Source organism: Cellulomonas telluris (assembly GCF_004886325.1).
GTDB lineage: Bacteria > Actinomycetota > Actinomycetes > Actinomycetales > Cellulomonadaceae > Cellulomonas > Cellulomonas telluris.
This window is the reverse complement of sequence record NZ_QXFN01000005.1, coordinates 274,253-288,053: the sequence shown is the minus strand read 5'-3', so window position 1 is coordinate 288,053 and position 13,801 is coordinate 274,253. Positions and strand designations below refer to the sequence as shown.

At 75.8% G+C, this 13,801-nt stretch carries 12 protein-coding genes; 3 read left to right on the top strand and 9 right to left on the bottom strand.

Features of this window, described 5'->3' with window-relative positions:
• Nucleotides 1-30: 30 nt before the first annotated feature.
• The gene (locus tag FB586_RS16895; RefSeq protein ID WP_136520502.1) at nucleotides 31-2,019 is read right to left on the bottom strand and encodes a M13 family metallopeptidase; all 1,989 of its coding nucleotides are present in this window, start codon (nucleotides 2,017-2,019) and stop codon (nucleotides 31-33) included.
• Between the two features lie 59 nt (nucleotides 2,020-2,078).
• Between FB586_RS16895 and FB586_RS16890 the strand changes: the two genes are divergently transcribed.
• Nucleotides 2,079-2,531: a ribose-5-phosphate isomerase gene (locus FB586_RS16890; protein WP_136520501.1), complete on the top strand. Its 453-nt coding sequence runs from the start codon at nucleotides 2,079-2,081 to the stop codon at nucleotides 2,529-2,531.
• Nucleotides 2,532-2,542: 11 nt separating this feature from the next.
• Here FB586_RS16890 and FB586_RS16885 read toward each other — a convergent pair whose 3' ends face one another.
• Nucleotides 2,543-3,796 (bottom strand): GNAT family N-acetyltransferase, encoded by a 1,254-nt coding sequence (locus FB586_RS16885; RefSeq protein ID WP_136520500.1) that lies wholly within the window; start codon nucleotides 3,794-3,796, stop codon nucleotides 2,543-2,545.
• Nucleotides 3,797-3,928: 132 nt separating this feature from the next.
• Here FB586_RS16885 and FB586_RS16880 point away from each other — a divergent pair, with 132 nt between their 5' ends.
• Together FB586_RS16880 and FB586_RS19840 are read left to right on the top strand one after the other, a co-directional pair.
• Nucleotides 3,929-4,984, top strand: coding sequence for a PP2C family protein-serine/threonine phosphatase (locus tag FB586_RS16880; RefSeq protein WP_222928386.1), 1,056 nt, complete (start codon nucleotides 3,929-3,931; stop codon nucleotides 4,982-4,984).
• A gap of 2 nt (nucleotides 4,985-4,986) precedes the next feature.
• Nucleotides 4,987-5,316, top strand: coding sequence for an MGMT family protein (locus tag FB586_RS19840; protein ID WP_222928385.1), 330 nt, complete (start codon nucleotides 4,987-4,989; stop codon nucleotides 5,314-5,316).
• A 52-nt stretch (nucleotides 5,317-5,368) separates the two neighbouring features.
• On the opposite strand, the gene FB586_RS16875 is transcribed toward FB586_RS19840, so the two are convergent.
• The 7 genes from FB586_RS16875 to FB586_RS16845 form a co-directional block, all read right to left on the bottom strand.
• Nucleotides 5,369-5,854 carry a CoA-binding protein gene (locus FB586_RS16875; RefSeq protein WP_136520498.1) on the bottom strand — a complete coding sequence of 162 codons (486 nt, stop codon included), beginning with the start codon at nucleotides 5,852-5,854 and terminating at the stop codon, nucleotides 5,369-5,371.
• Nucleotides 5,851-7,206, bottom strand: coding sequence for an O-acetylhomoserine aminocarboxypropyltransferase/cysteine synthase family protein (locus tag FB586_RS16870; RefSeq protein WP_136520497.1), 1,356 nt, complete (start codon nucleotides 7,204-7,206; stop codon nucleotides 5,851-5,853). Before FB586_RS16870 ends, FB586_RS16875 begins: the two co-directional genes overlap by 4 nt.
• Before the next feature lie 91 nt (nucleotides 7,207-7,297).
• Nucleotides 7,298-9,355: an acetate--CoA ligase gene (gene acs, locus FB586_RS16865; RefSeq protein ID WP_136520495.1), complete on the bottom strand. Its 2,058-nt coding sequence runs from the start codon at nucleotides 9,353-9,355 to the stop codon at nucleotides 7,298-7,300.
• Nucleotides 9,352-10,170 (bottom strand): ABC transporter permease, encoded by an 819-nt coding sequence (locus tag FB586_RS16860; protein WP_136520796.1) that lies wholly within the window; start codon nucleotides 10,168-10,170, stop codon nucleotides 9,352-9,354. The genes acs and FB586_RS16860 overlap by 4 nt, the downstream gene beginning before the upstream one ends.
• Before the next feature lie 162 nt (nucleotides 10,171-10,332).
• A complete protein-coding gene (locus tag FB586_RS16855; protein ID WP_136520494.1) occupies nucleotides 10,333-11,382 on the bottom strand; it encodes an aliphatic sulfonate ABC transporter substrate-binding protein in 1,050 nt (349 codons plus the stop codon).
• Nucleotides 11,383-11,433: 51 nt separating this feature from the next.
• A complete protein-coding gene (locus FB586_RS16850) occupies nucleotides 11,434-12,276 on the bottom strand; it encodes an ABC transporter ATP-binding protein (protein ID WP_136520492.1) in 843 nt (280 codons plus the stop codon).
• Nucleotides 12,277-12,688: 412 nt separating this feature from the next.
• Nucleotides 12,689-13,753, bottom strand: a complete 1,065-nt coding sequence (locus tag FB586_RS16845) for an LLM class F420-dependent oxidoreductase (protein ID WP_136520491.1) — start codon at nucleotides 13,751-13,753, stop codon at nucleotides 12,689-12,691.
• Nucleotides 13,754-13,801 lie beyond the last annotated feature (48 nt).

Genomic DNA, 13,801 nt, shown 5'->3' with positions numbered 1-13,801 from the left:
CCTGCGCGGAGCGGCACCGACCGGCGGGCGTCACCAGATGTGGACGCGGTCCGCCGGGTCGAGCCACAGCCCGTCGCCGGGCTGCACGTCGAACGCGGCGTAGAACTCGTCGATGTTGCGCACGACGCCGTTGCAGCGGAACTCGTCCGGCGCGTGCGGGTCGGTCGCCAGGCGCCGGACCACCTCCTCGTCGCGGCCCTTCGTCCGCCACGACTGCGCCCACCCGAGGAACACGCGCTGCAGGCCCGTGTACCCGTCGAGCACGGGCGCCTCCTCCAGGGGGCGGCCCAGCGCGATGCGGTAGGCGGTGATCGCGATCGCGAGCCCGCCGAGGTCGCCGATGTTCTCGCCGACGGTGAGCTCGCCGTTCACGTGGTGGGTGCCGCCGAGCTGCTTCGGGGAGTAGCCGTCGTACTGGGCGACGAGCGCCTTCGTCCGCCGCTCGAACTCGGCGCGGTCCTCGGCCGTCCACCAGTCCTCGAGCCGGCCGTCGCCGTCGTACTTCGACCCCTGGTCGTCGAACCCGTGCCCGATCTCGTGGCCGATGACGGCCCCGATCCCGCCGAAGTTCACCGCGTCGTCCGCGTCGGCGTCGAAGAACGGCGGCTGCAGGATCGCCGCGGGGAACACGATCTCGTTCATCCCCGGGTTGTAGTAGGCGTTCACGGTCTGCGGGGTCATGAACCACTCGTCGCGGTCGATCGGGTTGCCGATCTTGCCCAGCTCGCGGTCCTGCTCGAACGCGTTCGCGCGGCGCACGTTGCCGACCAGGTCGTCCGCGCGCACCTCGAGGGCCGAGTAGTCGCGCCAGCGCACCGGGTAGCCGATCTTGGGCGTGAACTTCTCGAGCTTCGCGAGCGCCTTCGCGCGGGTCTCCTCGCCCATCCAGTCGAGACGGGAGATCGACTCGCGGTAGGCCTCGATGAGGTGGCCGACGAGGGCGTCCATGCGCTCCTTGTGCGTCGGCGGGAAGTGCCGCTCGACGTACACCTTGCCGACCGCCTCGCCGAGCGCGCCCTGCACGAGGCCCACGCCCCGCTTCCACCGCTCGCGCAGCTCCTGCGCGCCGGTGAGCGTGCGGCCGTAGAAGTCGAAGTTCGCCTGCACCAGCGCGTCCGTCAGGTACGGGGCGCGCGAGGAGACCACGTGGTACGTCGCCCAGGCCTGCCAGTCCGCGAGGGGCACGTCGGTCCACGCCTGCGCGAAGCCCTCGGCGAACGACGGCTCGCGCACCACCAGGCGGTCCAGCGCACCCTCGGGCGCGCCGAGGGCCACGGCCCACGCCCGCCAGTCGAAGCCCGGCGCACGCTCCGCGAGCTCGGCCAGCGTCATCGGGTTGTAGGTCAGGTCGGCGTCGCGGTCCTTGACGACGTCCCAGTGCGCCGCAGCGAGGCGGGTCTCGAGGGCGACCACGCGCTCGGACAGGTCCTCCGGGTCGCCCGCGCCGACGACGCCCGACACGTCCCGGACGAGCCCGAGCATGCGCGCCACGTGCGGCCGGTACGCCGCCAGCAGCGCGGCGTGCTGCTCCTCGCGGTAGTAGGCCTCGTCGGGCAGGCCGAGGCCGCCCTGGACGAGGTGCACGACGTACGTGTCGGGGTCCTTGGCGTCGTTGTCGACGTAGAACTCCACGACGCCCGCGGCACCCGTGCGCTGCAGCGCACCCAGCGCGGCGGTCAGCTCCTGCGACGTGGTCGCGCGGTCGACGAGGGCGAGGTCCTCGCGCAGCGGCTCCAGCCCGGCCGCCTCCACGGCGTCGGTGTCCATGAAGCTCGCGTACAGCGCGCCGATCTTCGCCTCGACGCCGTCGGCGTCGCCGCCGGCCGCCGCCGCGTCCGTGATGATGTCGCGGACCTGGCGCTCGGCCTCGTCGTGCAGGGCGCGGAACGTGCCGTCCATCGCGCGGTCCGGGGGGATGACGTGGGAGGCGGCCCAGCGGCCGTTCACGTAGGCGTACAGGTCGTCCTGGGGGCGCGTCGTCGGGTCCAGGTCCTCGAGGGGGAGTCCGCTGCGGGTCATGCGCGACAGCCTACGGACGCGGGTGCGTCGTAGACGTCGCGCTGCGGCAGGATGACCCCATGCGCATCCACGTCGCCGCCGACCACGCCGGGTACGAGCTCAAGGCCGCGCTCGTCGAGCACCTGCGCGCCGCGGACCACGAGGTCGTGGACCACGGCGCGCACGAGTACGACAAGGAGGACGACTACCCGTCCTTCTGCATCGCGGCCGGTGAGGCCGTCGTCGCCGACCCCGGTTCGCTCGCGGTCGTCATCGGCGGGTCCGGCAACGGCGAGCAGATCGCCGCCAACAAGGTGACGGGCGTGCGCGCGGCGCTCGCGTGGAACCTCGACACCGCCCGGCTCGGCCGCCAGCACAACGACGCGAACGTGGTCGCGATCGGTGCGCGCCAGCACTCCGTGGACGAGGCCCTCGCGCTCGTCGACGCGTTCCTCGCGGAGCCGTTCAGCGGCGACCCGCGCCACCAGCGCCGCATCGACGAGATGGCGGCGTACGAGCGCTCGCGCGGCTGACACGAGCCCGGTCAGAACACCCAGCTGCACACGGGGGCGACGGGCCAGGCGAGGGCCGCCGCCACCGCGTCGACGTCCACGCCGTCGCGGACCGTGACCAGCCCCGCCCGCGCCATCGCGGCGAGGGAGCGCCCGCCGAGGTAGGCCGCGCCGAGCTCGCGCACGTCGAGCACGAGGTCCGGCTCGGCGTCGGTGCGCGTCACCTCGACGGCGTCGTCCGGGGCGGCCGCGAGCCGCCAGCGCCCCGCGTTCTGCGGCAGCAGGCCGTCCCGCACGTCGAGCACGACGTCGAGCGGCGCCGCGTACCGCCGCGAGGCCAGCGCGGCCGGCAGGTCGAGCAGGCGCACCCAGACGTTGTCGGCGAGCCGCGGACGCCCCGGGCGGGGGTCGACGAGCAGGTGCGTGAGCACGTCGTCGACCGGCAGCATCGGCGTCTCCACCGTGGCGGTGAGGTCGAGGTCGAGCAGGAACGACCACAGGCGGTGCGCGGCGGCGGCGTCGACCGCGAGGGCCTCGCGCACCTTCACCACGAACGCCGGCCCGGAGGGCTCCCACGCCGGCTTGCGCGCGAACGTCGCAGCCGCGCGGACCTCGCCCGCCGCGTCGGCGACGAGGGCGACCAGCAGCGGCTCCGCGCCGTCCCGCCACGGCGGCGGGTCGACCAGGGCACGCGTCCGCAGCGCGGGCGTCGTGCGCGTCGCCCAGCCGGGACGGCCGGCGCCGGCCCGGACGTGCAGGTCGTCGATCAGGGCGCCGTGGCGCTCCACGTCCGCCGCCTCGAGGCGCACGTCCAGCTCCGCGCTGCCCGCGACGGGACGCAGGGCCGCCCGGCGCGGCAGGGTCAGCCGCAGGTCGTCGGCCGCGCACCCGTACCCGAACCGCCCGTAGATGGGCGCCTCGGCGGCGAACAGCGCCGACACGACCTCGCCGCGGGCCAGGGAGCGGTCGAGGTGCGCGCGGACCATCGCGCGCAGCAGGCCGCGCCGGCGCTGGTCGGGGCGCACCCCGACCCAGGTGAGGCCGGCGCAGGGCACGACCCCGCCGGGCACGGGGAGCCGGAAGGGGTAGGAGCCGTGCACCGCGGCGACGGAGCCGTCCGGCGCCTCGACGCCGACCATGCGGTCGTGCGGGACGGGGAACGGGACCACCGCGTCGACGGCGGGGTCCGGGGGGACGACGAACGCGAGTCGGTCGACGGCCAGGAACTCGTCCTGCCGCTCCGCGGGCAGCTGGAGGAGGCGGTAGCCCTCGGGGAGGTCGCTCATGGGCCCATGGTGGGCGAGAGCCGCGCCCGGGGCATGCGATGTGGCCGCTGACCTGGTGCACTCCCCGTGCGCCCGGCCGATCGCGCCCACTAATCTCACGAGGTGGGCGCGGGGAGGGGGACCGGTGGCGCCGTGGCGCTCGTGCGCCGCGCGGCCCGTCGTGTCGTGGGCGCGTGGTCCCAGGCCGTGCTCACGCTGGCGTTCGTCCTCACCGGCGTCGCGCTCGCCGTCGCCGTCGCGCGCGACCCCCGCTGGTTCTCGCCGTCGGCGTTCGTGCTCCTGCTGCTCGTCGCCGCCTCGGTGCTGCGGTGGCGGGCGCTCGTCCTCGTCGTCGCCGTCGTGCTCGGCCTCACCACGCTGCTCGCGGTGGTCGCGACCCCGACGATGCCGCCGGGCGCCGCCGTCGTCCTGCTGCTCGCGTGCGCGGCGGTGCTCGTCTTCTCGTGGGAGCGGGTGCGGCTGGGCCTGCAGGGAGCGCCGGGCGCGCTCATGCTCGTCGACCTGCGGGACCGGCTGAGCGCGGGCGCCCGGGTGCCGCCGCTGCCGCCGGGGTGGTCCGCGGAGGTCGAGGTGCGCTCGGCCCACGGCGCGGGGTTCTCGGGAGACTTCGTGGTGACGCGGCTCGTCGAGGGCCGGCGGCTCGAGGTGGCGCTCGTCGACGTCTCCGGCAAGGGCCAGGGCGCCGGCGTCCGGTCGCTGCAGCTGTCGGGCGCCTTCGGCGGCCTGCTCGGCGCGATGGATCCGCCACGCTTCCTGCCCGCCGCGAACGCGTACCTGCTCGACCAGGCGTGGGACGAGGGCTTCGCCACCGCCGTGCACCTCGCGGTCGACCTGCGGACCGGGGACTGGACGCTCGCCGCGGCCGGGCACCCGCCGCCCGTCCTGCTCGACGCCGAGTGCGGGCGGGTGGAGCTGCTGGCGGCCGAGCCGGGGCCCGCGCTCGGCGTCGTCGACGGCATCGCGCCCCGCGTCCGCACGGGCACGCTGCGCCCGGGCGACGTCGTCGTCCTGTACACCGACGGGCTCGTGGAGTCGCCCGGGCGGGACCTGGACCAGGGGATCGACCGGCTGCTGGGCGTGGTCGAGGCCGTCGTGGCGGCCGGGGGCGGCGGCGCGTCGGCGGTGCTGGACGGCATGCGGGCACCCGACGACGACGACCGGGCGGTCGTCGTCGTGCGGAGGTCGTGAGCGTGGACGAGTCGTACGCGGCCGAGGTCCGTGCGGTCGTCGCCGCCGTCCCGCCCGGGCGCGCCATCACCTACGGGCTCGTCGCCGAGGTGGTCGCCGACCGTGCGCTCGCCGCCGGCCGGCCGGCGCGCGGCGGCCCCCGGCAGGTGGGTCAGGTGCTCGCGCGCGGGGACGGGGACGTGCCGTGGTGGCGCGTCGTGAACGCGGCCGGCTCGCCCCCGGCGCACCACCTCGCGCGGGCGCTGGAGCACCTGCGCGCCGAGGGCACCCCGCTCACCGAGGACGGCACGCGCGTGCGCCTGCGCGCGGCGGTGTGGTTCCCGGAGGACTGAGCGACGCCGCGGGTCCCGGGGCCGTGCGTCGGCCCGGGACCCGCGGTGCGGGTCAGCCCAGCGCCCGGCGGGAGCTGATGACGCCGGTGTCGAACCCGGCCAGGTGCAGCCCCCCGTGGAAGCGCGCGTGCTCGATCTTCACGCAGCGGTCCATGACGACCTGGAGCCCGGCCTCCTCGCCGCGGCGGGCGACGTCCTCGTGCCACGACCCGAGCTGGAGCCAGAGGGTGCGGGCACCGACCGCGACGGTCTCGTCCAGCACGGTCGGCAGGTCGTCGTGCCGGCGGAAGACGTCGACGAGGTCCGGCACGACCGGCAGCGCGTCGAGCGACGGGTACACCGGCCGGCCGAGGATCTCCGTGGCGCGCGGGTTGACGAAGTAGACGTCGTACGGCGAGCTCGACAGCAGGTACGTCGAGACGAAGTACGACGCGCGGGACGGGTTGGCCGACGCGCCGACGATCGCGATCGAGCGCGTGCCGCGCAGGATCGACAGCCGCTCCGGCGCGCTCGGCCCCTGCCAGGTGCGGGCGCTCACCGGGCCACCGCCGTCGCGTCCGCGTCGGCCACGGGGGTGCCCGACCGGTCGAGCCCGGTCGCGGTGGTCAGGGCCTGGTCGAGGTCCCACACGATGTCCTCCGCGTCCTCGAGGCCGACGCTGATCCGTACGAGGTCCTCCGGGACCCCCGCCGCGACGAGCTGCTCGGCCGACAGCTGCTGGTGCGTCGTCGACCCGGGGTGGATGACGAGGGTGCGGGCGTCGCCCACGTTCGCCAGGTGGCTCGCGAGCTGCAGGCCCTCGATGAACCGCCGCCCCACCTCCCGGCCGCTGCGCTCCGCGGTCTCCCGCAGGCCGAACGCGAACACCGACCCGGGCCCGAGGGGCAGGTACCGCCGCGCGCGCTCGTGGTGCGGGTGGGACGGCAGGCCGGCCCACAGGACGTAGCCGACGCGCGGGTCGGCCTCGAGCCACTCGGCGACGACGCGCGCGTTCGCCAGGTGCGCGTCGAGGCGCTGCGGGAGGGTCTCGACGCCCTGCAGCAGCTGGAACGCGGACTGCGGCGACAGCGCCGGCCCGATGTCGCGCAGCTGCTCCGAGCGCAGCTTCGTGAGGAACCCGTACTCGCCGAAGTTCTCCCACCAGCTCACGCCGCCGTAGGACGGCACGGGCTCGGTCATCTGCGGGAACCTCCCGTTGCCCCAGTCGAACCGGCCCGACTCCACGACGACGCCGCCGAGCGTCGTGCCGTGCCCGCCGAGGAACTTGGTGGCCGAGTGGATGACGACGTCGGCGCCGTGCTCGAGCGGCCGGATCAGGTACGGGGTCGAGAGCGTCGAGTCCACGACGAGCGGCACGCCGGCGGCGTGCGCGACCTCGGCGAGCCCGGCCAGGTCCGCGACCTCGCCGGAGGGGTTCGCCACGACCTCGGTGTAGACGACCTTCGTCTCCGGGCGGATCGCCGCGGCGTAGTCCGCCGGGTCGGTCCCGGCCACGAACGTCGTCTCGACGCCGAACCGGCGCAGCGTGACGTCGAGCTGCGTGACCGTGCCGCCGTAGAGCTGCGCCGAGGCGACGACGTGGTCGCCCGCGCCGACGAGCGCCGCGAACGTGATGAACTCCGCCGCCATGCCGGACGACGTCGCGACCGCGCCGATGCCGCCCTCGAGCGACGCGATGCGCTCCTCGAGCGCCGCGACCGTGGGGTTGCCGATGCGGGAGTAGATGTTCCCGTACTTCTGCAGCGCGAACAGGTTCGCGGCGTCGGCGGTGTCCTGGAAGACGAACGACGTCGTCTGGTAGATCGGCACGGCGCGCGCGCCCGTCGCGGCGTCGGGGATGCCGCCGGCGTGCAGAGCGCGGGTGCGGAAGCCGAAGCGGTGCTCGCTCACGGTGCTCCTCGGGGGACGGGGGCCGCGGGGGGACGGCCGTGGTGCCGCGGCGCGGGGTCGCCGTGCCGCAGCGGTGGTCGGGGACGGGTGGTCAGGGGGTCGTGCGCAGCCCGGCCGCCGCGACGAGCGCGGCCACCTGGTCGACGGCCCACGGGTTCTGCAACGAGGTCGTGTCGCCCAGCGGCGTGCCCTCGACGAGCTGCGTGAGCAGCCGACGCATGATCTTGCCGGACCGCGTCTTGGGGACCTCCGGCACGACCAGCACGTGGCGCGGCTTGGCGACCGGCCCGATCTCGGCGGCCACGTGCGCGCGCAGCGCCTCGCGGACCTCCTCGGCGGCGGCGACCCACGCGGTGTGGTCGTCGACGTCGCCGGGCGGCGCGGCCGGCACGACGAACGCCGCGATCGCCTGACCCGTCACCGGGTCGGCGACGCCCGCCACGCCCGCCTCGCCGACGGCGGGGTGCGCCACGAGCGCGGACTCCACCTCGATGGTCGACAGCCGGTGGCCGGACACGTTGATGACGTCGTCGATGCGGCCCAGCAGCCACACGTACCGGTCCTCGTCGTAGGACGCGCCGTCCCCGGCGAGGAAGTACCCCCCGTGCGGACCGTGGCCGGCGAAGCGCCGCCAGTACGCGTCGAGGTAGCGCCGCGGGTCGCGCCACACGGTGCGGGCCATGCCCGGCCAGGGGCGCTCGACGACGAGGAAGCCGCCCTCGCCGGGCCCCACCTCGACACCGTCCTCGTCGACGACCTTCGCCGCGACGCCGGGCAGCGGCCGTGTGGCCGACCCGGGCTTGAGGGTCGTGACGCCCGGCAGGGGCGCGATCATCGCGGCACCCGTCTCGGACTGCCACCACGTGTCGACCACGGGCGCGCGGTCGGCACCGAACGTGCGCCGGAACCACACCCACGCCTCGGGGTTGATGGCCTCGCCGACCGTGCCGAGCAGGCGGACCGTCGACAGGTCGTACGCGCTGCCGTCGGCCCGCGCCGGCAGGTCGTCGCCGAACCAGGTCATGAACGTCCGGATCAGCGTCGGCGCCGTGTAGTAGGTCGTGACCCCGTAGCGCTCGATCACCTCGAGGTGCCGGGCGCGGTGCGGCGTGTCGGGCGTGCCCTCGTAGACCACCTGGGTCGCGCCGTTCGCGAGCGGCCCGTACAGGACGTACGTGTGCGCGGTGACCCACGCGAGATCCGCGGTGCACCAGTGCACGTCCGACGGCTTGTGGTCGAAGGCCGCCCAGTACGACCAGGCCGCGTGCGTGAGGTACCCGCCGGCCGTGTGCACGAGGCCCTTCGGCCGCCCGGTGGTGCCCGACGTGTAGATGACGAACAGCGGGTGCTCCGCGTCGAACGACTCCGCCTCGTGCACCTCCGGCGCGGTGTCGACCACGTCGTGCCACCAGACGTCGCGGCCCTCGGTCCACGGGACGTCCTGGCCGGTCCTGCGCACGACGAGCACGTGCTCGACGTGGTCCAGCCCCGCGACGGCCGCGTCGGCGGTGGACTTGACCTCGACGTCCACGCCGCGGCGGACCTGGCCGTCGCTCGTCACGAGGACCTTCGCGCCGGTGTCCTGCACGCGGAACCGCAGCGCCTCGGCCGAGAACCCGCCGAACACGAGCGAGTGCACGGCGCCGATGCGGGCGATCGCGAGCGTCACGACGACCGTCTCGGCGAGCACGGGCAGGTAGACGACGACGCGGTCGCCCGGGCCGACGCCGAGCGCCGTGAGCGCGTTGGCGGCGCGGGCCACCTCGCGCTGGAGCTGCGCGTACGTGAGCGAGCGGCGGTCGCCGCGCTCGCCCTCGACGTGCAGCGCGACGACGTCGCCGCGGCCCTCGTCGACGTGGCGGTCCACGCAGTTCACGGCCACGTTGAGGCGTCCGCCGACGAACCAGCGGGCCTCCGGCACGGTCAGCTCGTCCTCGGCGCCGCCGGGCACCGGCACCGGCGGCGCCCACGTGTGCGCCGTGTGCCACGGCGTGTCCCAGCGCAGACGCCGGGCGGCGTCCTCCCAGAACCCCACCGGGTCGGCCTCGGCGCGCTCCCACGCGTCGGGGCCGACGTTCGCGGCGGCGGCCAGCTCGGGCGGCGGCGCGTACGTGCGCGTCTCGGTCTGCAGGGCCGTGATGGTGCTCATGCGTACCTCCGCAGGAGCGCGCGCTCGCCGAGGGCGACGAGGGAGTCGGACAGCTTGCCCAGCAGCGCGAGCAGCACGATCGCGAGCAGGATGCGGTCCACGCGGCCGCTGTTCTGGGAGTCGTTCAACAGGAAGCCCAGCCCCATCGACGACGCGATGAGCTCGGCCGCCACGAGGAACAGCCACGCCTGCGCGAGGGCGAGCCGCAGCCCGGACAGCACGGACGGCAGGACGGCGGGCAGCTGCACCGTCTGCAGCAGCCGCACGCCGCGCAGGCCGAACGCGCGCCCCGCCTCGACCAGGTGCGGGTCGACGTGCCGCAGGGCGGCCGCGACCGTGGTGTACACGGGGAAGAACGCGCCGATCGCGATCAGCGTGACCTTCGACTCCTCGCCGATCTTCAGCCAGAGGATGAGCAGCGGCACCCACGCGAGCGACGGCACGGCCCGCACCGCGCCGAGCAGCGGGGCGAGCAGCACGTCCGCGGCCCGCGACAGGCCCACGAGCGAGCCGAGCACCAGGCCGACCGCCGCACCGGTGACGAACCCGATGAGCACGCGCTGCACGGAGATCGCGACGTGCGTCTGCAGCTGGCCGCGCGCGAGCAGGTCGAGCGCGGCGTCCCACACCGAGGCCGGTGCGGGCAGCTGGTACGGCGGCACGAGGCCGCCGGCCGTCACGGCGTGCCACACGGCGAGCAGGAGCAGCGGCAGCAGCGCGCCGCCGACGACCCGCACGACGCGGCGCGACCAGAAGCCGCCCCGCGCTCGTCCGGGTGCGGCGGCGCCGGCGGGCGCGGCGTCGGCACCGCGCATCGCGTCGAACGGGTTGAGCGCGCGCAGCGGGCGGCCCGCGCGGTCGGTGACGGGGCCGGTGCCGGTCCCGGCGACGTGGTCGGTCATGACTGCTCCTGGGGGACGAGGAGGGGCGGTCGGGTCCGTGGCGCCCCGCCGGGGGAGCGGGGCGCCGCGGTCGGGTCAGCCGTCGATGCGCGAGGGGTCGGCCTCCTGCGCGAACCGGGGCTCGAACAGCGCCTCGAGGGCCCTGTCGATGTCGTCCTGGCTCGCGACGTCGCCCGACTCCACGAAGATCGGCCCGACCACCTCGAGCACCTCGCGCTGCGCGTCGCCCGGGACCGGGTCGACGGCGAGGTTCGTCCGCTCGCCGATGACCTTGGCCGCCACGGCCGGCTCGATGCCCGCGACCTCGGCGAGGATCGCCACGACCTCGTCCGGGTTCTCCTGCGCCCACGCGCGCGCCTTCTCGTACGCGTCGACGACCGCCTGCGCGACGTCGGGGCTCTGCTCGAGGAAGTCCTCGGTCGCGTTGAGGAAGCCGTAGGTGTTGAAGTCGATGTTGCGGTAGATCAGCTGCGTGCCCGACTCGGCCTCGCTCGCCGCCATGATCGGGTCGAGGCCCGACCACGCGTCGACCGAGCCCTGCTCGAGAGCGGTGCGCCCGTCGGCGTGCTGGAGGTTCTGCACCTCGACCTGGTCGAGCGGGACACCGGCCTCCTCCAGCGACTGGAGCAGGAAGAAGTAGGGGTCCGTCCCCTTGGTGGCCGCGACCGAGCGGCCCGCGAGGTCCGCGACCGACGTGATGTCCGAGCCGGCCGGCACGACGATCGCCGACCACTCCGGCTGGGAGTAGATGTCGATCGTGCGGATGGGCGAGCCGTTCGAGCGCGCGAGCAGCGCCGCCGAGCCGGCCGTCGAGCCGACGTCCACGGCGCCCGCGCGCAGCGCCTCGTTCGCCTTGTTCGACCCGGCCGACTGCACCCAGTTCACGGTGACCTCGTCGCCGAACGTCTCCTCCAGCCAGCCCTGGTCCTTGATGACCAGGCTCAGCGGGTTGTACGTCGCGAAGTCGATGTCGAGCGTGTCGGTGCTCCAACCGGCGTCGCCGGACGCGGTGCCTGCGGGCTCGGCGGCGGCCGGGGCGGAGCCCTCGCCGGGCACGCAGCCGGCCAGCGCCAGGGCGGTCGCGAGGGCCAGCGCGGTGGCGGGGACGGAGGTGCGCAGGGTCATCGGTGGTCCTTCGGGGAGGCGGCCGGGGCCGGGAGCGGGAGGGGGAGGTGGTCAGATCGAGTGGTGCGCGTCGGGGTCGCCCGGGCGGACGTGGTGGGTGGCGACGCCCAGGCCCTCGAGCAGCTCGGCGCGCAGCTCCGCGAGGCGGTGGTCCGCGCGGTCGCGGGGCCGGCGGCCGGGCACGTCGATGACGCGCGCGACGCTGCCGAGGTCCTCCGCGCCGCCTGCGAGCGAGCGCAGGAGGAGCACGCGGTCCGCGAGGTAGAGCGCCTCCTCGACGTCGTGCGTGACGAGCAGGACCGTCGCCGGCTCCGCCGCGTGCACGTCGAGCAGCAGGTCCTGCATGCGCAGCCGCGTGAGGGCGTCGAGGGCGCCGAACGGCTCGTCCAGCAGCAGCACGCCGGGGTTGCGGGCGAGGGCACGGGCCAGGGACGCGCGCTGCGCCATGCCGCCCGAGACCTGCCGCGGCCGCAGGTCGGCCGACTCGCCGAGGCCGACGAGGCGCAGGAGCTCGGCCACGCGGGCGCGGCCGGCGTCCTTCGGCGTCCCGCGGGGCAGCCCGAGCGCGACGTTCGCGGCGAGCGTCCGCCAGGGCAGCAGCCGCGGCTCCTGGAACGCCACGGCCGTGCGGCGGTCGATGCCCGCCACGGGGGTGCCGTCGAGCAGGACGCGTCCGCCGTCGGGGGTGTCGAGGCCGCTCACCTGCCGCAGCAGCGTCGACTTGCCGCAGCCGGAGGGCCCGACCAGCGCGACGATCTCACCGGCGTGCAGCTCGAGGTCGACGCCGCGCAGCACCGGCCGGGTGCCTGCGGCTGTCGCGAACGTGCGGCGCACGTCCTGCAGCACGACGCCGTGCGCGGGGCGGTCCGTGCGGACCGGGGTGGTGAGGGCCATGGGGACGTCCCGGGGGTCGGGCGCGGACGTCCGGCGGGCCGGGCGCCCACGAGGGGGCGGGCACCGGCGTGACCCGCGGGGGAGCGGGTCGGCGTGCTGGGGTCAGCGGGCGCCGGTGCGGGGCGTGCAGCAGCACGACCGACAGCACCGGCACATGAGCGCCGACGGGGCGACGGGGAGGAGCGCGCGCGACGTCGTCATGTCGTCCTCCTCCGTCCGTCCGGCGTGGTCTCGCTGGCTGAGACGCGGTGACCACGTCTCGGACGCACTGTAGCCGTGCGTCCAGGACCGGGGCAACGACGTCCGTCCGCGGGCGCGCCGAGGGGGCGGGAGGTCGCACCTCCCGCCCCCTCGGGCGCGCCTCGCCGGCGCGGACCGCGCGCGCCGGCGCGGACCGCGCGCGCTGACCCGCTCAGTCACCCGCGGCCGTGCCGGCCTCCTCCTGCGCCCACAGCGCGGCGAGCCGGGGCAGCGTGCGCGGGTCCGTCTGCGCGAGGACCGTCGTGATCGCCGTCGCCCGCCACGCCGGCAGCTGCGCGCGGACGTCGTCCTCCGTGCCGACCAGCGCCACGTCGCGCACGAGCTCCGTCGGCACGGCCGCGGCCGCGCGTGCCCGGTCGCCCGCGAGGAAGTGCGCCTGCACCTCGTCGCACGCCTCCGCGTACCCGAGCCGGTCGAGCACGTCCCGGTGGAAGTTCGCCCCCTTGGCGCCCATGCCGCCCGCGTACAGCGCGACGAACGGGCGCACGACGTCGGCCGCCTCCTCCACCGACCCGGCGAGCACCACCGGCACGGTCGCGACCACCTCGAAGTCCTCGGCCGGGCGCAGCGCGGCCGACCGCCGGGCGAACCCGTCCGCCAGCCGGGTCCGGTACTCCGCGTCCATGCGCGGGGAGTAGAAGAGGGGCAGCCAGCCGTCGGCGATCTCGGCCGCCAGCGCGACGTTGCGCGGCCCCTCCGCCGCCAGGTGGATCGGCAGGTCCGCGCGCAGGGGGTGGACCGTCGAGCGCAGCGCCTTGCCGAGCCCCGCCCCCTCGTCCGCCGGCAGCGGCAGCCGGTAGAAGTCCCCGTCGAACCGCACGGGCGCCTCGCGGGCGAGCACCTGCCGCACGACCGCGACGTACTCCCGCGTCCTGGCCAGCGGGCGCGGGTACGGCTGGCCGTACCAGCCCTCGACGACCTGCGGGCCCGAGGCGCCCAGCCCCAGCACGAACCGGCCCCCGCACAGGTGGTCGAGCGTCAGCGCGGCCATCGCGGTCGCCGTCGGGGTGCGGGCGGACACCTGCGCGATCGCGGTGCCGAGCCGCACGCGCCGGGTCCCGGCGCCCCACCACGCGAGCGGTGTGAAGGCGTCGGACCCGTACGCCTCGGCGGTCCAGACGGAGTCCAGGCCGAGCGCGTCGGCGGCGTGCACCGCCTCCTGCGCACCCGGGGGCGGACCCGCCGACCAGTAGCCGGTGTGGTAGCCCAGTCGCATCCGTGGTCCTCCGTCGCCGTCGACGCACCCGCCGGTCGGCCGGCGCAC

What these genes read in the sequence shown, in the direction of transcription:
- FB586_RS16895 (WP_136520502.1), bottom strand. Translation starts at nt 2,019, where the DNA reads ATGACCCGCAGCGGACTCCCCCTCGAGGACCTGGACCCGACGACGCGC.
- FB586_RS16890 (WP_136520501.1), top strand. Translation starts at nt 2,079, where the DNA reads ATGCGCATCCACGTCGCCGCCGACCACGCCGGGTACGAGCTCAAGGCC.
- FB586_RS16885 (WP_136520500.1), bottom strand. Translation starts at nt 3,796, where the DNA reads ATGAGCGACCTCCCCGAGGGCTACCGCCTCCTCCAGCTGCCCGCGGAG.
- acs (WP_136520495.1), bottom strand. Translation starts at nt 9,355, where the DNA reads ATGAGCACCATCACGGCCCTGCAGACCGAGACGCGCACGTACGCGCCG.
- FB586_RS16860 (WP_136520796.1), bottom strand. Translation starts at nt 10,170, where the DNA reads ATGCGCGGTGCCGACGCCGCGCCCGCCGGCGCCGCCGCACCCGGACGA.
- FB586_RS16855 (WP_136520494.1), bottom strand. Translation starts at nt 11,382, where the DNA reads ATGACCCTGCGCACCTCCGTCCCCGCCACCGCGCTGGCCCTCGCGACC.
- FB586_RS16850 (WP_136520492.1), bottom strand. Translation starts at nt 12,276, where the DNA reads ATGGCCCTCACCACCCCGGTCCGCACGGACCGCCCCGCGCACGGCGTC.
- FB586_RS16845 (WP_136520491.1), bottom strand. Translation starts at nt 13,753, where the DNA reads ATGCGACTGGGCTACCACACCGGCTACTGGTCGGCGGGTCCGCCCCCG.